Below are 21,994 nucleotides of genomic sequence, written 5' to 3' on the forward strand. Positions count from 1 at the left end.
TGGTCAAATGCGGATAGAACCAATAGGGCAAAGCGGCGTTCAGGCGGGCCTTGGCGCCAATGCCCAGACGACAGCGGCTGTGGCGGGGGATGCGGTGTTTGCCGATCAGCTGCGGCAGGCGGAAAGCGCGGCGAAACTCAAAGGACAGTCCGGCGACGAAGCCAAGCTGAAGCGGGTATGTCAGGAAATGGAATCTGTGTTTTTGAATATGCTGCTGACAACCATGAGGGCGAGCGTGCCGAAAACCGGCTTGACTGGCGAGGACTCTCAGGGAGAAGAGATTATGCAATCCATGTTAGACCAAGAATTGAGCAAGAATATGTCCCAGGCGGGGGGCATTGGCTTAGCAGATATGATGTATAGGCAATTGAGCATGACCAATAGCGCCAGTGTGAAAGCAAGCAGCCAGTCATCCCGTTAGGGAGGGCTGGCTGCCACTTTTTCGTAGTTTGGGAGGATTGTAATGAAACAGATGGCTCGAGTTTTGTTTATGCTATGGATGGGATTGTGGTTGGCGATAGCGCCGGTTTGGGCCGGAGCTGCGCAGCCAGCGCCTGTTGTGAGCGGAGTTCGCTATAGCTCCGGGGCGGATCTGTTGCGAGTCGTAGTGGATGCAGATCGTCCCATGGCGGCGGATTGGAAGGTAGATGAAGCTAACGGCATGCTGGTCGTCTCGTTCCCCGGGCGTTTGGGAGCGGGCGCACCTGGCAATGTAGATTTAAAAGATGATGTCGTGGGAGATTTGAAACTGACGGCTTTGGCGGGGAAGGTTGAATTAAGGCTGCCTTTGAATGCGGCCAGCGTCGGGAAGGTCTTTTCTTTGCAGGGGCCGGATCGTCTTGTTATTGATATTCTTAAGGCTAAGGATACAAAGCTTGAGCAGACTTTGCACGAAGGCGTAACCTATCGGTTTTGGCAGCGGGCGACAGCTAAGGGGCCAGTGAGCATTTATACACTGGAGATGGATCCTAAGAAAGCGAGGCTGCAGGCTGTTTTATCACAAGATCAAATTCCTGGTTTAGAGACAGTTTCTTCGATGACTGCACGAACCGGGGCGTTGGCCGCTGTGAATGGCGGTTACTTTGAACCGGATGGAGAAATTATTGGGTTGATGAAAATGAATCAGGAAATGGTCAGCCTTTCTTACATACCACGAAGCGCGGTAGGCATTTATAATGACGGCATGGTGCGTATTGGCAAGCCCGATGATTATGTCGGCACAGTAAAGCTGCCAAATGGCATGTTGGTGGCGGTTAGCGGCATTAATCAGGAGCGAACGGAAGACAGCTTGATTTTGTACAATCATTTTAACGGCGATTCCACAGGAACCAATGATTTTGGCGCCGAATATGTATTGGTAAAAGGGAAGATTGTAAAAATTAATAAAGACAAGGGAAATACGCCGATCCCTGATGAGGGAGTGGTTTTATCAGTTCATGGCAAAGCCAGGGCGGCCTTTGACGGCTTAAAAATAGGAGATGCGGTGGAATTGAAGCAGAGCCTAGGAACCCTATGGGATCGGGCGGATGATGTGTTGGGAGCAGGACCGATGCTTGTCCAAGGAGGCCAAGTGTACGTTACGACAAAACTGGAGAAATTTGGAAATGATGTAGCGGGAGGCAGGGCGCCGCGTACGGCGATTGGACGCACCAAACAGGGGAACGTACTATTGGTGGTCGTTGACGGCAGGCAGCAGAAAAGCATTGGTATGACGCTGACCGAAATCGCGATATTAATGCAGGAATTGGGAGCGGAGGATGCCATGAATCTAGATGGCGGCGGCTCTAGCGAAATGGTAGTAGGAAATGAAGTAATGAATCGCCCGTCGGATGGCCGGGAACGTTCTGTAGGCGCGGTGTTGGCCGTTTTTCCTAAAAAGTGACTGTTTTGTAGGAACGTTTGCAGATAAGCGGAAATAAGGTATAATACAGATAAGGTGACAGTAAACGGTTTTTATGGCACAAGGAGGTGCGTGAAGTATGAAAAAAAATAGAAAGTGGCTTCGCTGGACGGTGCTGGCGTTGGTGCTGTTATTAGCGGTGGGAACAGTGTTTGCCGCTGGCTTGGTAGATCATAAGGCTGTACTATCGGGACGCGTATCGGGACAGGATTTGGCCAGCGCTGGACAAGATGTTCGCGAGGGCGATGTTTTGGTGCGAGTGGAAACGGTGGCGGGAGCGCAGCCTGCTGTGCGGGCCGCTGTGAACGGAGTTGTCAGGGACGTATTGGTGCGTCCTGGCGATACGATTCAGGCCGGCAAAGTGGTTGTGCGAGTGGAACGCAGGTAAATAAAGAGAGTGAGAGGACTCAAACTATGTTGACTACCTTTAAAAAAATGGGAGCGGCCCTGGCGGCCGCCTTTTTCTTCTGGAGCTTTTCCTCGTTAGCGTTAGCGGCGGACATTATGCCTGTAGGCGATGTGCGCCCAGGTATGCAAGGCATAGCCAAAACGGTAGTGGCTGGAACCGATATTGAAGAGTTTGGCGTGGAAGTTATCGGCGTACTGAAAGATAAGGGACCTTCCGGTGATTTAATCTTGGTGCGCACCTATGGTGACGTTATTGATCGGACTGGGGGCATTGTGCAGGGGATGAGCGGCAGCCCTGTTTATATTGACGGCAAGCTGGTCGGCGCTATTGCCTATGGGTGGTCCTTGACGGATCATCGGGTGGGCATGCTGACCCCCATTGGAGACATGTTGAAATTGTGGGAGCCGGCGCCGGAAAAAAAGACGAATCCGTCAATTACCGAAGAAAAAAAGAATAAGCAGTTAGCGGGAGAAGCGGGCCAAGCAAGCAAAGAGCAGGCCTTAGCTATGAGCGGCTCTTTGCGTCCGCTGGATACGCCGCTGATGGTTGCAGGTTTTACGCCGCAGGCGCTTAAGTGGCTGGGCGAAAAGGTGAAGCCTTTGAATCTGGTTCCTTTTGCTGTCGGCGCGTCGCCGGAAAGTGCCGTCTATGGCTCGTTGCAGCCTGGCAGCGCCTTGGCTGCGGAACTGGTGCGCGGCGATGTTAGCGTGGGCGCTATTGGTACGGTGACCTATGTGGAAGATGGTAAAATACTTGCCTTTGGACATCCGTTTTTGCGCCGCGGCGGCAGCAGTTATTTTTTAAGTCAGGCTTATATTTTTACTACCGTTCCCAGCTTAGAAAGCGGATTTAAACTAGGCTCCGCCGGTCCTATGGTTGGAAAAATTGCGCAAGATCGAGGCGCCGGCATTGCTGGCGAGGTAGGCGTATATCCGAATATTGTGCCTGTGCGAGTCCATGTAATGGACAAGGATTTGCAACGCCAGCAGGATGCCGGGTTGCAAGTAGTACAAGATGAAAAACTGACACCGCTTTTAGCTACGGCGGCAGTGTATAATGTGGTGGACAAAACCTTGGATCGTCAAGGGGCGGGGACGGCTAAAGTGAAATTCGAAATTTCCGCGCCTGGAGTTCCGGGAGACGTAGTAGTGCGCGAGAATATGTTTTATAGTCCGGCCAATATTGGCGAAACCGCCATGGGAGAACTTTTTGAAGGCTTGAATTTGTTGGCTGGCAACTCTTTTCAGGCCTTGACGCTGTTTGACGTGAACGTGCAGATTGAAGTGGAGGAAGAGCGGAAAACAGCGGTGATTACGCAGGCCAAAGCAGTGCAGGCTAGTGTAAAGCCCGGGGAAAAAGCGCAGATTCAGATTACGTTAAAACCGTATCGGGGTGAAAACATTATTCGAACAGTCAACTATGAAGTTCCCAAAACACAACCGGAAGGCAATTTGTCGTTGCTGGTGCGCGGCGGCGGTTCGATTCCCATTGCTAAACTTATGGAAGGCCAGGGAAATTTGTTGCTGGAACTTTTGCAGAAAAAGCGTACCCGTACGTTGGAAGAAGAAGTGAAACGCTTTACGGAAAGTGATCGCAATAACGACATTGTCGTCGAGCCAGCTCCCTTAGAAGAAGAAATGGCCAAACAAGGACCGGGGGCCATGCAGGCGAAAAAGATTCAAAACAAGGCAGCCAAAGCGGAAGAACCGATCGTGGAGAAAAAAGAAAATAAACCCCAGGGGAAAAACGGCTTGCTTGGCGCGAAAGATAAGAAAGACGACAAAGGCAAATCCAAGACTATGACAGACTATATTATTGACGGGGATACCATGGTGACCCTGCAAGTTAAAAAATAAGCTAAGAGGCTCCTGGTGCTGTTCGCATCAGGGGCCTCTTGTAATGAGAAAGGAACGAAAAAAGTGTTTCACACAGAGTAACAGAGAAAGGCCAGAGAAAAGGCAGAGATTAAAATTTACAGGAGATTGCCGCGTCGCTGCGCTCCTCGCAACGAAGTGATAAGCTGGCCGTCATATACTACACAAAGCCCCGCCACTTTAAGTGATTTTCGTCATTGCGAACGCAGTGAAGCAATCCCCTCGTGCATTTTCAAATTATAATAGATCGTGCCTCGTAACCTTCATGGGTACCCTCTGCGGATGTCGGTTGCTCTGTCATCCATGGAGCACATCCAGCGCTGTCGCCGATTCTTCTGTTCGAATTTTTTCTCTCTGTTACCTCTGGCTTTTTCTCTGTTCCTCTGTGTTCCGTTTCTTTTGTTTGCTTCTCCAAAAATTTCACCATCTTAGCAGGGAAGTGCGCCCTCGGTATGGAATTATAAAAAATTGGCAAGTAGGCAAAAAGGAGGCGGCGCATGGTCGAAGAATTTTTTGGAGCAATTGGTCGGTCTGTGTTAGGCGCGTGTGCGCGTTGCGGCCGTTTTAGCCTTTTGGCTCTGGACACGTTTCGACAGCTGTTTCGACAGCGACCGAGCGTGCGTCATACGCTGCAGCAAATGGCCCATTTGGGAGTGAACTCCTTGCCGATTGTCATGCTGACTATGCTGTTTACCGGCATGGTTATGACGGTTCAGACGGCTAGTGAATTTATTAAGTATGGAGCGCAGTCTTCAGTGGGCGGTGTTATTGCCATTGCTATGGGCCGCGAGCTATCGCCGGTTTTGACAGGCGTGGTGGTTGCCGGTCGTGTAGGTGCTGCCATTACGGCTGAAATCGGCTCGATGAAGGTAACGGAGCAAATTGATGCATTACGAGTAATGGCGACGAATCCGGTGGCGTATCTTGTTGTACCCCGCCTTTTGGCGATGGTTGTCATGTTGCCGATGCTTGTGGTGTTTGCAGATTTGATCGGAACCATTGGCGGCTATTTGGTGGCTACTTTTTACGCAGGCATTGGTTCGCAGACATTTTTGAATTCTATTAAAGTGTTTGCCGTGGTGAATGATGTTACCGGCGGCTTGGTGAAAGCGGCTTTTTTCGGCGTGATTATCGCCTTAACGGGATGCTATAAAGGCTTGCACGCGGAAGCTGGCGCCGAAGGCGTCGGAAAAGCGACGACCGGTTCGGTTGTCAATTCGATTATTTTAATATTTGTGAGCAATTATTTTCTTTCGTTGCTTCTGTATCGTTGAAACGAGGTGGCCTGTGGGTGTGGGAGAACCTGTGATTCGCCTGGAAGATGTCAATGTCCAGTGGGATGGCCGACATATTTTGCGCGATGTTAACTTAGAAATCCATAAAGGTGAGATTTTTGTCATTATCGGCCCTAGCGGTTCCGGCAAGAGTACGCTGCTGCGTTTGATCATCGGCTTGGCTAAGCCGACGAGCGGTCGCATTTGGGTGCTGGGGGAGGATGTAACGCAGCTGGACGAAGAGGCTATGAATCAAGTTCGTTTGCGCATGGGCATGGTCTTTCAGTATTCGGCTCTATTTGACTCTATGACGGTAGGCGATAATGTAGCCTTTGGCTTGCGACAGCATACGAAACTGGGGGAAGAAGAAATAACCAAGATCGTTCGGCGTAAACTACGTATGGTAGGCTTGGTTGGGCGGGAAGACCTGCTGCCAGGGCAACTATCGGGGGGCATGAAGAAAAGGGTTAGCTTGGCTAGAGCCATTGCCAATAACCCGGAAGTAGTCTTGTATGATGAACCGGCAGCAGGCTTGGACCCGGTGATGACAGAGAAAATAGACAGGCTGATTTTAGGGGCCCGACGTATGACTGGAGTGACTTCGGTAGTGGTTACGCACTATATGAACAGCGCCATGCGCATTGCAGATCGGATTGCCATGTTACATGAAGGAAAAGTCATTGCCGTTGATACGAAAGAACGGATGCAAGAGACGGCAGATCCTGTTGTCTATCAGTTTATTCATGGAATGAAACGGCCAGGGACGGCCGCCATGAGGAGGATGTTGAGTGAAGGCAAGCACGAATAGCACGGAAGTGAAGGTTGGTGCGGCTACCATAGCGGCAGCGGTACTGCTGGCCCTGATGATTATGTACTTGGGAGGCTTTAGCCTAACGACCAAAGGCTATCCGATTCAAGCTGTATTCAGTCAGGTCGGCGGCCTTAAAGATGGGGCCATTGTTCGTTATGCGGGCGTAGATGTGGGGCGAGTGCAGTCGGTGGAAATGACGACTACCGGCGTGACGGTAAACTTGCGTATTTTTGACCATGTGCGAATTCCGCGCGGGTCTGTCTTTACTATTGCTTCAGAAGGACTTTTAGGAGAAAAGTACATAACGATTTTACCGCCGAACAAACCTAGCGAGCACAATCTGCATCCCGGAGAGGTTGTGGTCGGCGCAGAGGCGCAGGGAATCGATTCCGTCATGGCATCCGCCGACAAAACAATGGCGGAAATGAGGACGTTGCTGGCGCATTTTAATGATCTAGTGGGGGATCCGGCAGTAAAGGACTCCTTGAAGCAAGCGCTTTTGCGTTCGAAAGCGATTGCTCAAAACATGGAAGAGCTTACTGCTGCGCTGGCGCGTATGGCTGTGCAGAATGAAGGCGACATTCGTACCATGGTGGGGAATTTGCAAGTGATGTCGGAAAATCTTCGCAATTTGTCCGCGCGGGTGGATACGATGGTGGCTACGCTGGATAATAACGGAGAAACCGCCAGAGATGTGCGCGAAATGCTGCATAACATGAAAAAAGCCAGTGCGAGAATTGAAAGTATTGCTACTTCATTAGACGGGATTGCGAGCGATCCGGAAACAAGCCGCAATATCAAAGCAACTCTGCGTAATGCCAGGGAAGCCAGTGAGAAGGCCAATCGTATGCTGGGCAAGTTTGACTCTATGAAGATAGGCGGCGATGTTGATTTCTTTTATAATCCGGAGCAACGGAAATATCGTACCGATATTGACTTTCGTCTGGATACCTCGGAAAAGGACTTTGCCTTGCTAGGTTTTTCCAGTCTGGGGGAAGGAACTAAGACTACCTTGCAAATGGGACGGCGCAATGGCGATCTTGACTTTAGGGCGGGCTTGATGGATAGTAAGCTGGGACTGGGTGTGGATAACCATTTGAGCAAAAACTGGATTGTTTCCGTGGATGCCTATGACCCTAATGATTTGCGCTGGAAAGTGCGCAGTCAGTGGCGCATTGCGCCGCAGACCTGGCTAGTGGGCCAGACGGACAGCGCCGGTAAGAATACGCGCGAAACCACCTATTTTGGTGTTAGGACTTCTTTTTAAAAGGAAGTTGAGGGTGGGAGGAGAGCATTGACAAGCAAGAAAAAACGCTCGTATAATGGAGAAGCTATGCTGTGCTGACTGCTTGGTCAGACGGTGGAGCAATAAAAATGAGATTGAGTTTATAACACGGCTTGGAATATGAAGGAGGATGCAAGGTGCAGAAACGTAAAGGTTGGAAAACAGTGATGACAGCAATGCTGGTAAGCGGGTTGTTGTGCGGGCAAACTGCATGGGCGGCTGACGTTGATTTGACGTTGCAGGAAGCGATTGAAAAGGCCCTGGCTACTAATCCGACCGGCCAAATGGCATTGGCGGATCAGAAAAAGGCGGAAGGCGCTTTGCGGCAGGCGCGGGCCGGACGTATGCCAGTGTTGAACTATACACATACTGACAATCGTCGCGGCGGAAACTATAGTTCATCGTATACTGAAAACTTGTACGAAAATACAGTGACTATGACGGTGCCTCTTTATACGGGCGGGCAGCTGGAAGGGTCCATTGATCAAGCCAAGGTAGGCGTGCATTCGGCAAACCTGAGCGTGGAACAGGCTTGGCAGCAGATGAAGCTTGATGCAACAACCGGCTATTATGACGTGCTGCAAGCCAGCAATATGGTTCAAGTGGATAAAGAGTCGGTGGAACGCCTGGAAGCGCATTTGAAAAATGTGCAGGCGCAATTTAATGTTGGTACTGTAGCCAAGTCCGATGTGCTGCGTTCCGAAGTAGAATTGGCCAATGCCAAGCAGACGCTGATTAAAGCGGACAACACTTATGAGGTGTCGGTTTCTTCTCTCAATAATGTAATTGGACTGCCCTTGGACACGAAGATTACATTGAAGGAGGAACTGGCATATCAGAAATATGAGCAGTCGATGATAGACTGTATCGACTATGCTTTAAAGAATCGTCCAGATGTACTGCAGGCCAAAGATTCTTTGACTTCGACTGTGAAAGGCGTGCAAATTGCGCAAAGCGGTAAAAAGCCTACTGTTGCTTTGTCTTCATTGTACGATTTTTATGATGACGCTTTTCCCGGAGACAACAATAGTAACTGGCGCGTTTATGTTACTACTAACTGGAATGTATTTGATTCCGGTTTGACCGATGCAAAAATTAGCCAGGCTAAGGCATCGGTGGAAAAAGCGCAGGAGCAGCTGCGCAAGACGCGTGATGCCGCTCATCTGGAAGTGCGTCAGGCTTATTTAAACATGCAGGAAGCGGAAAAGCGCATTGATACGACCAAAGTGGCGGTTTTACAAGCTGAAGAAGATTATAAAATTGCTCAAGTTCGCTACAGCGCTGGCGTAGGCACCAATTTGGATGTAATGGATTCGCAGGTAGCGTTGACACAGGCGAAAACCAACTATATTCAAGCCTTATACGACTACAACACCAGCAAGGCGAAATTGGAAAAAGCGATGGGGATTCCTGTTGCTCGTAAATAGATAGGGAGAGAAAGGAGGGGACGAGTGTGAACAAACGTCGCTTGGTACAAGGGGCGAGTGTTTTAGCTGCAGTGACCCTCCTTCTTTTTTGGGGAATATACCAGTGGAGTGCAACCTGGCTGGAGGAGGCTCGTCCTGGCGTAGTGCAGCAGCTCAGTGCGTCCTTAGGGGGAGAACTGTCGGTAGGCTCTGTTTCCTGGGAAACGCCGCTGTCGGTGGTTTTGCGCGATACCGAGCTGCGAACTGCGGCGCCGGGAGGAGTGACTTTAATGACCGCGCAGCGCATAGAGGTGAAGCTAAATCCATTGCGGGCCTTGGGGCAGTTGGAACCGGTTAAAGCGGTTTCGGAGATAAAGGTGGAGCAGCCTCGCGTGTTCATTGAGCAAGACTCACAGGGAACATGGCCCTGGGAGGAGTTTTTGCGCCAGCGTCCGGAAGGGGAAAGCCGGTTGGATGCAGATATTATCTTGGTAGAAGGAACTGTACATATTTCATTGCCGCGAGGGGCGTGGAAATTGGAAAACTTGGCCGGCTCGGTGCATATCAGCGAAGAATCCAAAACCGTATTGGATTTGAAGACCGTTTTTGACGGACAGGAGCTGACGGCCCAAGGCCGCTGGAACGATGAAGGACAGGGGCTGGTAAACCTTCAGGTTCCGCAACTGGCTCTTTCTCAGTTGGCGCCGCTATTGCCTGCAGAGGCTCAGATAAAAAATCTTACTGGCAGCATTTCGCAGGCTGGGATTTTTTTGCGACAGGAAGGCAGCGGCCGGCCGGCTGTCAATTTGGATGCGCAGCTGGAACATGTGTCTGCCGAGATCGCCGGTGTGCCTGTGGAAGATGTAAATGGCATGGTGACCTTGGCTTCTTTGCATAAAGAAAATGAGCATAAGGCGTATGTGGCTTTACGCGGCAAAGCGGCAGGGCAGTCGGCGGTGGTGCGCGGTTATCTTCATTTACCGCGGGGGGCGGCCGGGGAATTTGGAAAACTGGAGCAGTTTACCTTTGATTTACAAAGTAAAGCGGATCATGTGGATCTGGCAAAGTTGAAATCATATGTACCCAATATCGCGATCGCCATGGCTGGTGATGCTGGGTTTGATTTGCAGTTGAGTGGTTCGCTTAAGCAGCCGCAGGTAGCGGGAATTGTGGCACTGCATAAGGCGGATCTTGGCGGGATGTCGGTAGAAAATGCTGAGGCAAGGCTGCAAGCAGATACAGAACAAGTAACTGTGGCTTCTTTTGAGGGCGATGTAGCCGGGGGCTTGCTCAAAGGAAGCGGCTGGCTGCAATGGAAGGACCAGCGTTATCGACTGGCCTGCCAAGGAAGAAATCTGTCCTTGCCTTCTTTAGCTTCGTTGGTTCCGGAGCTGGCCAAACAAGGCGTAGAGGGCATGCTCAGCGTAGACGGATATATGGAAGGAAAAGGCTGGGAGACACGTCCGTCAGTACTGCAGGGGACGCTGGAGGTGCGTGCAGGAAGCTGGCAAGGTGTTGCTGCGGAAAGTCTTACTGCGGTGCTGGTTCAACACGACGACGGCCAAGATGTGCAATTGCAGGGCGAAATCGGGGGAGGCAGTCTGGCTGGCACGGGAAATCTTCGCGGGGAAGAAGTGCAGTTGCAGTTCTTTGGCAGTCAGTTGCCGCTGGAACGGCTGCAGCCGCTTCTGCCGGAAAAAGCCTTCTCAGGCAGAGCTGATATAGCTGTGCAGCTTTCTGGCAACTGGCGGCAGCCGCAGGGCGTATTGGAGCTGAAGGCTAGCTCTGGCGAATTGGCCGGAGCGCCCTACGATTCGCTGGTTGCACAAGCTGACATTGCCGGTGATCGTTTAGAATTGCGACAGGGCCTCTTGCAACGAGGACAAGCCGAACATTTGCTGCGAGGAAATTTGGAATGGAGAGGCCAACGTAGGCTGGCCTTGGAAGCGATAAGCAAGGAAGCTCGTCTTGAGGAATTGCTGCCGGCAACCGGCGTGGCGGCTTTGGTAACGGGAAAATTGGAAAACACCATGCAGATTAGCGGCACTATGACAACGCCTGTTGTACGCGGGCAGTTCATTTTGCGTGACGGGTCTTTTCGTACGGAACCTGAAGCTGTGCCATATTTCTTTTCGCGTTTGAGCGGTAAATATGCTTTGCATGAAGATGGAAGCTTGGACCTGGACGAATTGCTGCTGAATATTTTGCGGGCTCGTCTCAGAGCAAAAGGGTCTATGGATGCGCAGGGGAACTTGGCGTTCCGGGTAGAAGCCAACGATCTTGAGTTGGCGCAAATTCAGGTACATTACCCCTATCCGGTGAAGGGGTTGGTCAGCTTTAGCGGTATGGTTGGCGGTACACGAAGCCGGCCTACTTTTTCCGGCGATCTATCGGTTCCTGAACTAACTTTAAACGGGCAGAAGGTACAAAATGTAAAAAGCCATGTGGAGAGCGTTGTTTCTTATGTAAGCATACCTCAATTTTCCGCGCAACTGGGACAGGGAACTATTTCTTTCCGTGGCGATGCTAATTTAGAAAATGGCGTGGTTGATGGTTTCCTGGAAGTCCAACACAGCCATTTAGCTCAGTTGCTGCCTGTTTTGAGTATCACCGATTCTGGTGTGGACGGCCGCTTAGATGGCGTCGTGCGTATTGGCGGCGAGGTCGGCGTGCCCAGCTTGGACTTACATGGTCATTTACAGGAAGGTTTGCTTAGAGGGTATCCGGTGGAAGAAGCGGATATTCATGTCAGCCAAATAGGCAGTGTGGTTACCATCCATCGTTTTGAGGCTAAACAAGGCGCAAATGGCAAGCTGGTGGCCCAAGGAAGTGCGGACTTAAAAGGAGATTATCAGCTGGAAGTTGGCGGAACTGGGTTGGATGCAGGGATTTTAACAACCTGGTTTTTCCCAAAACTTTCCGCTAAGGGGAATTTGGATTTTGTCGCTCAGTTGTCCGGGCCGGCGGATAAACCTTTTGTGAACTTGTCGATAGGAATCTCGCAAGGGACGTTTGGCGGCGTATCCTTTGATTCAGCCACAGCGCTGTTGTTGATTGATCAGAAAAAGATCGAAGTGGAACAGGCGTCGTTAGCTAGCGGGCCGTATCGGGCTCGGGTCAGGGGGACTGTGCCGGTGGCGGCGCTGCGGGGCGATGGCGTCGATGGTCCAATGGATTTGCGGTTAAATTTGAACGAAGCCAATTTGGGCATGCTGCCGTTAATGTTGCCGCAAGTAGCCTGGGCGGAAGGACCTTTAACAGGAGAAGTGCGTTTAGGAGGGACTTGGTCTCAGCCATTGTGGTACGGCGAGGTGGAAGTGCCAAAAGGGATTGTAAAAGTTAAAGGTTTAAAAGAACCGTTGTCCGATGTACATCTCAAAATGGACTTCGATGGTACCGAACTGTCTTTGACAGATTTGCGGGGCCGTTTGGGAAATGGTACAGTTGCGGCAACAGGGAAAGCTCATTTGCAAGGGCGTGAGCTTGTTGCTTACCAGTTGCAGCTAAACTTGGATAAAGCCAAGATTGATAGCGAATACTTTAAAGGTCCTTTATCTGGGCAGCTGCAATTGTTTCCGGATCATGGTTCTCCTAAGCTGAACGGTGCGATCACCATTGGCAAGGGCAATAGCGTCAACATTCCTCTCGTTGATAGTAATACTTCGTGGGGCTGGGATTTAGGTTTGGATGTAGACTTTCAAGTAGAGCGTGGCGCGCGCCTCTATAACCCCTTGCTCTATGATATGGAATTAGAAGGCGCTGTTCATGCGGGAGGGACGCTGCAAACGCCGCATTTACAAGGAGAAGTGCATGCTACAAGGGGGACTGTGAAATATTTGAGAACTCCCTTTAAGGTGAATGTGGCCAAAGCGGAATTTGGACGCCGGGGAACTTTTTTACCCGTGTTGCTGCTGCGGGCGACAACCGTTTACCAACAAAATGTTGTTTTTCTAGGTATTACAGGGCCGGCGGAGAGTATGGAGCTGCAGCTTCGTTCAGAGCCGGCGATGGGGCAGGATGAAATCATCAAAATGTTGACCTTGCGAGGGCGCAATACAGGAGTGGCCGGGCTTGGCCGTATCAGCAGCGCTCTTGGTACAGAGCAGGTATACGACCTTTTTAGTACCGGCTTGGAAGTTAGGCTGGTCAGTGACGTAGAAGATTCGCTGCGTGACTTATTGGGACTGGATGAATTTCGTATGATTCGAGGCTATTCTTTAGGGAATATATGGCTGAAACGCAAAGATACTACGGAAGAGGATGTAGAAAAAAGCTATAATGCTCGTTTGGGCAAGTACTTGACGCCGCAGCTGTATGTAACTTATACGACCAACCAGGACAATAAGCTGTATACTTGGGAGGCAAAATATGAGTTGAATCGAAATGTAAGCTTTTTTGCCGCCACTAACGAGGAAAAGCGTAAAATTGTTGGCGTTGAGACAAAAATCCGATTTTAAGAAAAACGTAAAAATGATATACTATATTAAATATGGAAAAATGCATGGACTGCCGGTTTCCTGAAGCATTAGCGGAGAGAGGAGGGGTGACATGAAGGAGTACCTGGAGGCATTGCAGCAAATTCATATTCTGTCCTTTACAGAGGAAGCTGCTTTATGGAAAAAATGGCAGCAAGAAGGCGACGATGCCAGCCGGAAATTATTAATCGAAAGCTACCAACCTTTGGTTTTTAAAACGGCCATGTCATTTCAAGTCTCTACCGAGTTGAAAATGGACTTGATTCAAGAAGGGACGGTAGGCTTGATTGAGGCGGCAGAGCGCTTTGATGCAAAAAGAGGTGTTGCTTTCAGTCTCTTTGCCGTGCACCGTATTCGAGGACGCATGTTGAACTATCTGGAAAAGGAAGGCCGTCAAACGGTGGCATCCATAGATTTACCTTGGCTGGAGGCGGACGGGGCCACGTTGGCGGAACAATTGTTGGATGTCGGTCCGGCTGTGGCGACACAGGTGGAGCAACGCTATTTAGTGGGACAAGTACAGCAAGCGCTAGGACGTCTTCCGGCAAAGGAGCAGCAAGTGGTAAGCGGTATTTTTTTGCGGGACTGCGAAGCCAAAGAATTAGCGGAAGAATTAAATGTTACTCTTTCTCATGTATATCGTTTGCAAAAACAGGGAGTACGCAGGATTCGCGGCATGCTCTCTCGCTTTATGCAGCATTGGTAAAGGGGAAAGAAAAGCAGAAAGAAGAAAAGAAGTATATAATCGGCTTAATTTGATGCTAGCTATTGTTTTTGCTTGTTTAACCTGTTTTTTTGCTTCTTTTTAAGAATTGAAAGAAGTTTGCTTTTTTGGGACTGTATAGTCGTATTTAAAGGCAGGTGGAAGAAGATGCAATCAAAAACTCAGTTGTGCCATCGTTTGGCAACCGCTAGGCAGTGGTTGCATCAAGCGGAAGAGTCTTTTGATAAAAGGCAAGAAATGCAAGGGGAGTTGAATTTGTTTTTAGCGCAAGCCGAATTGCAGCATGTGCGCGAAGGCAGAAAACTTCCTTTTTGGCTGCAGCCGCGCTGGGGTTGGCAGAGAATGGCGATGGCTTTTGCCGTGTTATTGGCCTTGTCAGCTGGCGCAGGTATCTTTTGGGCTAAGCAAAATGTAACGCCAGCAGAGCCGGTGCCTGGTATTTCCATTCCTACTGCAAATAGCCAGATAGCGGCGCCTGCTGTGGCAATACAGGCTAGACCGATTGCTGCAGAGGCACAGGGGGCGGAAACAAAGGCGGCGGAACCTTCACTTTCGAGCAGGACTTCTCAGAGTGAGGTTAGCCTGCAGCCAGATCGACAAGGGGAACTTAAGGAATCTTCGCAAGCCGTCAAAGCGGAAGCTGTTTCACCCGAAGAGATGCAAAAAGCTTTGCGGGCGGCTGGTAAAGCATTACGTGGCATAGGACAATAGGCAGATAGGGGGACATTCATGAATAAAAAGCAAAAATACGGTAAAGTTCTTTTGGCGGCATGGCTGTCAGGCGGATTCTGGATGATGAGCAGCGATGTAGTATTGGCGGCGCCGGAGGCGCCTGAAGCTTCTACTGCAGGAACGCCAGCCGGGCCAGTGGATTATACAGGGAGAACAATTAGCGCCGTAAAAATTCATGGCAATCAAGTAATAAAGGATAGCGAGCTATTGCCGTATATTCAGGTAAAGCCGGGCGATGCGTGGAAGTCGGTTTCCATCCAAACCGACTTGAAAGCATTGTATGAAAGCGGTTGGTTTGCTGATGTGACGGCGACCTTTGTGGAGGCGCCGGAAGGCGTGCAGGTTGTTTATGTTTTGAGAGAAAATCCGGTGCTAAATAAAGTCAATATTGTTGGCAATACTAAAATAGCGACAGAGAAACTGCGTGCGTTGCTTACCGTGCCGGAAGGCAAAGTGCTCAATGCGAAACAATTGCAAGATAATGCGGCAGCTATTGAAGAACTGTATAAAACAGAAGGATACATACTTGCTAAAGTCAGCGATCTCTCCTTGGATAAAGATGGCGTATTGAAGGTCAGTATCAACGAAGGCGTTGTAGAAGATATTATTGTCAAAGGCAACGAAAAAACCAAAAGTTATGTAGTGACTCGGGAAATGAAGTTGAAGAAAAACGAGCCTTTTAATAGTAAGCTGGCTAAGAGAAGTTTGCAGCGTATCTATAACTTAGGTTTTTTTGAAGATGTTAATTTTAAACTGAACCCTGGACGTGAACCCAATGCCGTGATTATTGAAATTGATGTAGTAGAGCAAAAAACAGGCGTCTTTACCATTGGCGCTGGCTACAGCAAAACCGACGGAACCATTGGTATTCTAGAAGTAGGAGATAACAATTTCCGCGGCACTGGTGATAAAATCAAGGTTCACTGGGAACTTGGTGGCAAAGGGGCCCGCAACACGAACCGAAAAAATCGTAATTACGAATTTAGTTATACTCGCCCGTGGGTAGATGACAAAGAAACATCTCTTAGCTTCAGCGTGTATGATATGACCAATGAATACACAGATTACTATGACAATACTGACACAGAACGTTCTACGTATGATAAGAGGCGTAAGGGCGTAGAAGTGACTCTCGGGCGCCCCGAAGGGGAATTCGTGAGGAAATATATTACCTTAAAGCATCGGACTGACACGTATATGGGCTATGAGGAAGGCCCAGTAGATTACCAGGCTTCTCCTGGGACAGAACATTATAATCCTGAGTTTAATTCAGCTTACTTGGGACGCAACTACGGGACGACGAACAGCGTGACGCTGCAGCGAGTCTTTGATAATCGCGATAATATTTTTAATGCAACCGAAGGGCGTCGATTCTCTGTTTCTAGTGAATTTGCCGGTTTGGGAGGAGACTTTTCATTTAAAAAGTATAGTACAGAGCTGCGAACATACCGTAAAGTTGGACGTGATCATGTGTTGGCTTTCCGGGGGATGGCAGGCTGGGCCAATGGGGAATTGCCGGACAGCCAACGCTTTTCGCTAGGTGGTTCTGATTCGTTAAGAGGGTATTTGGATGATCAATTTAAGGGAAACAAGATGTGGGCGACAACTCTGGAGTACCGGTTCCCCGTGGCTAAAAAGGTATATGGTATAGTTTTCAGTGATGCAGGACGAGCCTGGTCTGGTATCGGTGGTGATAATTCCTGGAAAAAGAGCTTTGGCGTTGGGGTACGCATGAATACGCCTTTGGGAGCGATTCGTTTGGATTATGGTAAAGGCGATGAAAGCGGGAGATTTCACTTTAGTTTTGGCGGCCAGTTCTGATGAATCGCTGGCTGCTGGGCTTGTGTTTGGGAATGTGCTTGCTGGTACAATGCTTGGGAACCATCCCGGCGTCGGCTGCGGAGCCTATCATTTCCAAAGTAGCCGTCAATATCAGCGATGATAAAGGGCAGCCGTTGCCACGAAAGTTGGCTTTGCGTATTCAAGCTAGTGTTCATGCGGTAGCGGAGCAGGTATTGTTGGGGCGGCCGGTAACTGTGATTGAACCCAAGCAAGCAGTGTATGAGCGTATGGTACGAGAGGTATTTGACCGTATTTTAATAGGATATTCTGTGGAAAGGGCTTCCATTTCCGTGGGCGAAGAAACGCAGATCTTTTTGCGTTTAAGTCCTTGGGGAGATGTGGTGGAGCATACGACCTTGGTTGTGGAGGAAAAGTCTTTTCCTCCGCAAGGACGTGCAGAATTGGATGCTAAGCTAGAAACGCTAAAAAACATCTTAGATGAAGTTTTGCTGGGAATGCCAGTAGACGCGGCGGACTGGGGGACTGGTCTGGCGCGTACGGTAGTCAGAGAGTGGTTTACTGATCAATTGCCGGAGTTTCGGCCGGAAGTGGAAGTTGCAGTTGCTAAAAAGACACAGGCCAAGCTGACCATGACGCCGCAAGCTCCGCTGGTGCAAGCCTTGAAGGTCACCTTGCGATCGCGCAGTTTGCCCAATGTATTGCTTTATAATGTGCAAAAAGACTTAGAGCAGGAAGGGCAAGGCTGGCTGCAACTGCCTGTTGCCTTTGTGGCGCGTCAGGAGAAAGTACTTGCGGATCAATTGTTAACTAAGGCGGCAGCCCATTCATGGGTAAAACAGCTGGGTTTGCAGATGCGCTTGGTGGAAGTGCGAGCCGGCCCGGTAACTGAAGTAGTATTGGATGCGGAAAGTCGTTATTATCGCATGTTTGCCGAAGGCTATTTGGATATGGGTAAGAAAAACGAAGCGACGCGAGTGCGGCTTCATGCCGGCTGGAAAGCGATGCCGCAAAGCGAGCTTTTTGTGGAAGGGGATTTTTTCCCCAATGACGTAAAGAATCGCTGGTATTCTGGCTTGGGGTGGCAAGTGTCTTCACAGACGGAAGCGGGAGTAAAGTATCAGTTTCGTGATGGTGAGAAGATTATTTGGATGCGTCAGCAATTGGGTGGGCCGTGGAGCTTGCGCCTGGAGCGGTATGAAGATAAGCACGCCAGCGAGCTGGGAGTGCGCTATCGGCTGCATGAGTTCTTAAGCGCCGAATACGTTTTTACTAACGAAGAACGCTGGCTGCGTTTAATCGCAACCTTTTAAGGCAGTACCGCACAGCGGCGGAGGGATTCGATTTGTTAAAAAATCATATCCTCGCAACCCTCATGCGAATCCTCAGATTCTCTCGTGACTCCTGTTCAAATCTTGTTCTTATCTTCATCGTGCCCTCCTTTTACTCCCTCTACTCTTGTTAAATTGTCCCGTATCCCCTATCTTCTTTTCTTGAAAGGCGGCAGAGGCCCTGGTATAATGAAAAATGAGTTCCAACTAAGAGAGGAGAAACTTAAAAATGATGAAATTAGAAAAACGTCAGATTCGCATGATTTCCCTGGCTATTGTAGCCTTCTTTGTACTCAGCGTGGTGGGCATTGCGATGTCGCAGTCCGGCAGCGTAAGCCATGCAGCAGCAGCTGGCTCCGGCAGCGTAGGAGTTGTCAATTATGATATGCTCGTATCGCAGCATCCGGACTATACGGTAGCGCAAAAGTCCTTTGAAGACGAAGTGGCACTGGCTAAAAAAGATTTTGACGCCAAAGCGGCTACCATGAACGACAAAGAAAAGCAAGATTACTACATGCAGATCCAAGAACGGCTGCAATTGAAAAAAGCCTCCCTTTTGGGAAGCGTCAACGACAAAGTGACCGCAGCGGTTAAGGCTGTGGCCGATGCTAAAGGGCTGGCCATTGTCATTGACAAAGGCAATGTCGTTTACGGTGGACAAGATATTACCGACGAGGTTATCAAAAAATTCAAATAATACTTACAGGCCGAGCCGATCCTTTGTTCGACTCGGTCCTTCCTTACTATGAAAAGTCCAACTGGAGGAACTGAATGATGTCCAAACAAAGCCGACAGCAACGAGGAATTCTATTGGTATTTCTAATCCTGCTTGCGGTGGCAGTGAGCGCCTGCGGAAACCAACCGGCTTCCGAACAAGCAAAGGCGACGGTTTGGGCGGTATTGGACGAAGAAAAAGTAATGAAGGCGCACCCCAAGTATCTGGAATGGCAAAGCAAAAAGACGGCGTGGCTGGCTGGAAGACAGAAGCTGGAGTGGCTGAAGCAGTCTTTGGTGCTGCAAGCGGCGCACGACGTGCAGACTCTTGCTATGCCGGCCATGCCGGCTGTAGCACAGGCAACACAGTCATTACAAGAGGTGGCTTTGCAGCAACAGCTTCAAGAACGGGCCAAAAGCCTGCGGAAAGAACTGGATCAAGAAATGAAGGCGTACGGGGAAGACGTACATCGTGAATTGGACCCGGAAGTGGTTTCACTGCAATTAAAACTTCGTATTGTATCTTTGCAGCCGCAAGAGGCGGAAGCGCTTCGCTTGCAGTTGACGCAGGTGCAGCAATTGCAGCAGCGACGGCTGGCTCAAAAAGAAGCGGAGCTAGCGCAACGCTTTGCGGCGGCGCTGGCGCCATTGCGGGAAGCGATTCGGCAAGAGCAAACTGTTATTAGACCAACACCCGTGGTGAAAGTGGAGTCCCCAAGCATATCAAAGATAACGCCGGAAAATCTGAGTCTAGAACGAATCCGCGAATTGGAAGAAAAGTTGCAGCAGCAAGAACTGGAATGGCGAGAGCTGCAACGCCTGATTCAAGAGGAAGTGCAGGATCGGGCTGGTCGCATCGCTAGTGCGCGCGGTGTGGATATTGTCTTAAGAAAACCGATTGCAGTCATGCAGGCGGTAGATATTACGGAATGGGTAGCACAAGCATTACAGCATCCGTGAGAACGGATGCTGTCTATTTTAGAGTGACGAGGAGTATGATGGACATGATGCAAAAAAAACGTACGATTGCACTGGTTTTGGCGCTGTGCTTTGCAGTTCTTTTAGTTGGCGGCTGCAGCAGCCAGCCGACAGTTGGTTTTGTGGATATGGAGAAAGTAGTTAAAGAAAGTCCTAAAGTCAAAACCTTGCAGGATCAATTGGACGCCAAAGAAAAAGAAATTATGGAAAAAATGCAGAAAGAGCAAAGCGGCGATCAAGCGGAAGCGCAGCAGAAGCAGCAGGCTTTAGCAGGAGAATATCGTCAATTGCAGAAACAAGTTGGCGAACAGTTTGAAAGCGATTTGAAAAAGACGCTGGAGCAAATTGCTCAAGAAAAGAAATTGACGGTTATTTTGTACAAGCGGGAAGTAGCCCAAGGCGGCGTTGACGTCACCGACGAAGTGCTCAAACGCCTCCAGTAAAGGAGGCGGCGGACGAATGAAAACGTTAGGTGAAATTGCGAAATTGGTATCTGGGGTCATTGACGTGTCCCATGCGGCGTTGCCGATTAACACGGTGACGAATATTGAAGAGGCGGGGCCGGAGGATATTACCTTTGCCGTAGCGCCACACTTGGAAAAGGCGGCAGCCAGCCGCGCAGGAGCTGTCCTGGTGGCGAAGGATGTTGCTACTGATTTTCCAAAAGTTGCGGTGCGGGTGGACAATCCGCGCGCTGCCTTTGCGATTCTGCTGGAGATTTTCTCGCCGAGGCCAGTGGTTGAGCGGGGTGTACACCCTGCGGCGATCGTGGCGGAAGATGTAGTATTGGGTGATAATGTGGCCATCATGCCTTGCGCGGTCATTGATTCCGGCGTTTCTATAGGTGCTAATACGATCGTGTATCCTCATAGCTATGTCGGTGTTGGTAGTCGAGTGGGAAATGATTGCATTCTTTACCCCAATGTAACAGTTCGCGAAGGCTGTGAGTTGGGAGATCGGGTTATTGTGCATAGCGGCGCTGTTATTGGCAGTGACGGCTTTGGCTTTGTGACCGTAGACGGCAGTCATCGCAAAGTGCCGCAAGTAGGCGGCGTACGTATTGAAGACGATGTGGAAATCGGCGCTAATACCTGCCTGGATCGGGCGACAACAGGTTGGACCGTTGTGCGCCGCGGTACGAAAATTGATAACTTAGTGCACTTAGGGCATAACGTGGAAGTCGGAGAGCATTGTTTTTTTGTGGCTCAGACTGGTATCGCCGGCAGCACGAAAATCGGCAACCGGGTTACTTTCGCCGGCCAATCCGGCAGCGCAGGTCACCTTGTTATTGGTGATAATTGCGTTTTTGCAGCGCGTTCCGCGCCAATTGGCAATATTGCCAGCAATTCCTTTTGCGGCGGCTTTCCGGCGCGTCCGTACAAAGACTGGCTGAAAAATGAAGCGGCAGTTACTAAAGTTCCTGAACTGTTGAAACGTGTGCGGGAACTGGAAACGCAGCTAAAGCAGCTGTCGCTAGGTGAGTCCAAAGTATGAGCAGCCAGCGTCGCATAATATGGACCTGTCTAGCTGTATTAGCCGTGTTTGCTTTTAGTAAAGCCGAGGCGGCGCCGACACTACAGGGAAGCACGGGCTTGGCTAATGTAGTCAGCGCAGATGTACTACCGGCTCACAGCTTTAGTATTGGCCGGTACAATCGGCCAGGAGAAAAGAACGAGGTAGTTGTTTTCGGCTTGGGGCAGGCTTTGGAAGTTGGCGCTTTGCACCGCACTGCGGGGGAACAAGGCGCTGCAGTGAGATGGAATGTAAAATGGGCCTTGGCGCAAGAGCAGATTTTGCGTCCAGGCATTGCTGTCGGCGTGGAAGATGTTGGTGCGCAAGCGCAACGGACGACATACGCTGTTGCCAGTAAAGGCTTGCCTTTCGGTTTGCGTCTGCATGCTGGTGTTGGCAATGGACGGTATCATGGTTTGTTTGGCGCTCTAGAAGCGCCCTTGCTGCCGCAGACTAAGTTGTTTTTGGAGCAAGACGGACGACAGTGGAGCGCTGGGGTTCGCGTTTCCGTAGGACCTGATTTTCGGCTGGATGCCGGGCATTATGCAGGCAAGACCTATGTGGGCGGAAGCTATACGTACTAAAAAGAATGGCGGCTTCGGCCGCCTTCTTTCAATGTTGGGAAATGATAATGACGTAACACAGAGCATTCCTGTAATATCTAAAAACGGTCTTTGAAAAAAGAAACGCCCGGCAATACAATAACAATGTGCTGACCCGACAAGATAGGCACAAGTAAATGTATTGAGGAGGCGTCTCACTATGAAGA

18 protein-coding genes are annotated in these 21,994 nt (G+C 50.0%); all 18 read left to right on the forward strand.

What is annotated here, in order from left to right:
* Positions 1-7: 7 nt before the first annotated feature.
* The 18 genes from PHF27_RS03610 to PHF27_RS03695 all read left to right on the forward strand — a co-directional run bounded on the left by PHF27_RS03610 (position 8) and on the right by PHF27_RS03695 (position 21,809).
* Positions 8-421 (forward strand): rod-binding protein, encoded by a 414-nt coding sequence (locus PHF27_RS03610; RefSeq protein WP_300066145.1) that lies wholly within the window; start codon positions 8-10, stop codon positions 419-421.
* Positions 422-463: 42 nt separating this feature from the next.
* A complete protein-coding gene (locus PHF27_RS03615) occupies positions 464-1,882 on the forward strand; it encodes a phosphodiester glycosidase family protein (protein ID WP_300066147.1) in 1,419 nt (472 codons plus the stop codon).
* 97 nt (positions 1,883-1,979) lie between these two features.
* The gene (locus PHF27_RS03620) at positions 1,980-2,288 is read left to right on the forward strand and encodes a biotin/lipoyl-containing protein (protein WP_300066150.1); all 309 of its coding nucleotides are present in this window, start codon (positions 1,980-1,982) and stop codon (positions 2,286-2,288) included.
* Positions 2,289-2,314: 26 nt separating this feature from the next.
* Entirely contained in the window at positions 2,315-4,165 is a 1,851-nt protein-coding gene (locus PHF27_RS03625) for a SpoIVB peptidase S55 domain-containing protein (protein ID WP_300066153.1), read from the forward strand.
* A gap of 515 nt (positions 4,166-4,680) precedes the next feature.
* Positions 4,681-5,457 carry an ABC transporter permease gene (locus tag PHF27_RS03630; protein ID WP_300066156.1) on the forward strand — a complete coding sequence of 259 codons (777 nt, stop codon included), beginning with the start codon at positions 4,681-4,683 and terminating at the stop codon, positions 5,455-5,457.
* Between the two features lie 31 nt (positions 5,458-5,488).
* Positions 5,489-6,265 carry an ABC transporter ATP-binding protein gene (locus tag PHF27_RS03635; RefSeq protein ID WP_300066195.1) on the forward strand — a complete coding sequence of 259 codons (777 nt, stop codon included), beginning with the start codon at positions 5,489-5,491 and terminating at the stop codon, positions 6,263-6,265.
* On the forward strand, positions 6,246-7,535 hold the full coding sequence (locus PHF27_RS03640; RefSeq protein WP_300066158.1) for an MlaD family protein: 1,290 nt from the start codon (positions 6,246-6,248) through the stop codon (positions 7,533-7,535). The genes PHF27_RS03635 and PHF27_RS03640 overlap by 20 nt, the downstream gene beginning before the upstream one ends.
* A 155-nt stretch (positions 7,536-7,690) precedes the next feature.
* Positions 7,691-8,980 carry a TolC family protein gene (locus tag PHF27_RS03645; protein ID WP_300066161.1) on the forward strand — a complete coding sequence of 430 codons (1,290 nt, stop codon included), beginning with the start codon at positions 7,691-7,693 and terminating at the stop codon, positions 8,978-8,980.
* A gap of 26 nt (positions 8,981-9,006) precedes the next feature.
* Positions 9,007-13,416 (forward strand): translocation/assembly module TamB domain-containing protein, encoded by a 4,410-nt coding sequence (locus PHF27_RS03650; RefSeq protein WP_300066163.1) that lies wholly within the window; start codon positions 9,007-9,009, stop codon positions 13,414-13,416.
* 91 nt (positions 13,417-13,507) lie between these two features.
* A complete protein-coding gene (locus tag PHF27_RS03655; RefSeq protein WP_300066166.1) occupies positions 13,508-14,140 on the forward strand; it encodes a sigma-70 family RNA polymerase sigma factor in 633 nt (210 codons plus the stop codon).
* A 165-nt stretch (positions 14,141-14,305) separates the two neighbouring features.
* On the forward strand, positions 14,306-14,869 hold the full coding sequence (locus PHF27_RS03660) for a hypothetical protein (protein WP_300066169.1): 564 nt from the start codon (positions 14,306-14,308) through the stop codon (positions 14,867-14,869).
* 18 nt (positions 14,870-14,887) lie between these two features.
* Positions 14,888-16,711 carry an outer membrane protein assembly factor gene (locus PHF27_RS03665; RefSeq protein WP_300066172.1) on the forward strand — a complete coding sequence of 608 codons (1,824 nt, stop codon included), beginning with the start codon at positions 14,888-14,890 and terminating at the stop codon, positions 16,709-16,711.
* Positions 16,711-18,003, forward strand: a complete 1,293-nt coding sequence (locus tag PHF27_RS03670; RefSeq protein WP_300066175.1) for a hypothetical protein — start codon at positions 16,711-16,713, stop codon at positions 18,001-18,003. The genes PHF27_RS03665 and PHF27_RS03670 overlap by 1 nt, the downstream gene beginning before the upstream one ends.
* 247 nt (positions 18,004-18,250) lie before the next feature.
* Positions 18,251-18,718, forward strand: coding sequence for an OmpH family outer membrane protein (locus tag PHF27_RS03675; RefSeq protein WP_300066178.1), 468 nt, complete (start codon positions 18,251-18,253; stop codon positions 18,716-18,718).
* A 74-nt stretch (positions 18,719-18,792) separates the two neighbouring features.
* A complete protein-coding gene (locus PHF27_RS03680; protein WP_300066181.1) occupies positions 18,793-19,695 on the forward strand; it encodes a hypothetical protein in 903 nt (300 codons plus the stop codon).
* A 44-nt stretch (positions 19,696-19,739) separates the two neighbouring features.
* Positions 19,740-20,156, forward strand: a complete 417-nt coding sequence (locus tag PHF27_RS03685) for an OmpH family outer membrane protein (RefSeq protein ID WP_300066183.1) — start codon at positions 19,740-19,742, stop codon at positions 20,154-20,156.
* Between the two features lie 16 nt (positions 20,157-20,172).
* A complete protein-coding gene (gene lpxD / locus PHF27_RS03690; protein ID WP_300066186.1) occupies positions 20,173-21,207 on the forward strand; it encodes a UDP-3-O-(3-hydroxymyristoyl)glucosamine N-acyltransferase in 1,035 nt (344 codons plus the stop codon).
* Positions 21,204-21,809, forward strand: coding sequence for a YjbH domain-containing protein (locus PHF27_RS03695; RefSeq protein ID WP_300066189.1), 606 nt, complete (start codon positions 21,204-21,206; stop codon positions 21,807-21,809). The genes lpxD and PHF27_RS03695 overlap by 4 nt, the downstream gene beginning before the upstream one ends.
* Positions 21,810-21,994 lie beyond the last annotated feature (185 nt).

This window comes from Anaeromusa sp. (assembly GCF_028691475.1).
In the GTDB taxonomy this organism is placed as follows: domain Bacteria; phylum Bacillota; class Negativicutes; order Anaeromusales; family Anaeromusaceae; genus Anaeromusa.

What these genes read in the sequence shown, in the direction of transcription:
- PHF27_RS03610 (WP_300066145.1), top strand. Translation starts at nt 8, where the DNA reads ATGCGGATAGAACCAATAGGGCAAAGCGGCGTTCAGGCGGGCCTTGGC.
- PHF27_RS03615 (WP_300066147.1), top strand. Translation starts at nt 464, where the DNA reads ATGAAACAGATGGCTCGAGTTTTGTTTATGCTATGGATGGGATTGTGG.
- PHF27_RS03620 (WP_300066150.1), top strand. Translation starts at nt 1,980, where the DNA reads ATGAAAAAAAATAGAAAGTGGCTTCGCTGGACGGTGCTGGCGTTGGTG.
- PHF27_RS03625 (WP_300066153.1), top strand. Translation starts at nt 2,315, where the DNA reads ATGTTGACTACCTTTAAAAAAATGGGAGCGGCCCTGGCGGCCGCCTTT.
- PHF27_RS03630 (WP_300066156.1), top strand. Translation starts at nt 4,681, where the DNA reads ATGGTCGAAGAATTTTTTGGAGCAATTGGTCGGTCTGTGTTAGGCGCG.
- PHF27_RS03655 (WP_300066166.1), top strand. Translation starts at nt 13,508, where the DNA reads ATGAAGGAGTACCTGGAGGCATTGCAGCAAATTCATATTCTGTCCTTT.
- PHF27_RS03660 (WP_300066169.1), top strand. Translation starts at nt 14,306, where the DNA reads ATGCAATCAAAAACTCAGTTGTGCCATCGTTTGGCAACCGCTAGGCAG.
- PHF27_RS03665 (WP_300066172.1), top strand. Translation starts at nt 14,888, where the DNA reads ATGAATAAAAAGCAAAAATACGGTAAAGTTCTTTTGGCGGCATGGCTG.
- PHF27_RS03670 (WP_300066175.1), top strand. Translation starts at nt 16,711, where the DNA reads ATGAATCGCTGGCTGCTGGGCTTGTGTTTGGGAATGTGCTTGCTGGTA.
- PHF27_RS03675 (WP_300066178.1), top strand. Translation starts at nt 18,251, where the DNA reads ATGATGAAATTAGAAAAACGTCAGATTCGCATGATTTCCCTGGCTATT.
- PHF27_RS03680 (WP_300066181.1), top strand. Translation starts at nt 18,793, where the DNA reads ATGATGTCCAAACAAAGCCGACAGCAACGAGGAATTCTATTGGTATTT.
- PHF27_RS03685 (WP_300066183.1), top strand. Translation starts at nt 19,740, where the DNA reads ATGATGCAAAAAAAACGTACGATTGCACTGGTTTTGGCGCTGTGCTTT.
- lpxD (WP_300066186.1), top strand. Translation starts at nt 20,173, where the DNA reads ATGAAAACGTTAGGTGAAATTGCGAAATTGGTATCTGGGGTCATTGAC.
- PHF27_RS03695 (WP_300066189.1), top strand. Translation starts at nt 21,204, where the DNA reads ATGAGCAGCCAGCGTCGCATAATATGGACCTGTCTAGCTGTATTAGCC.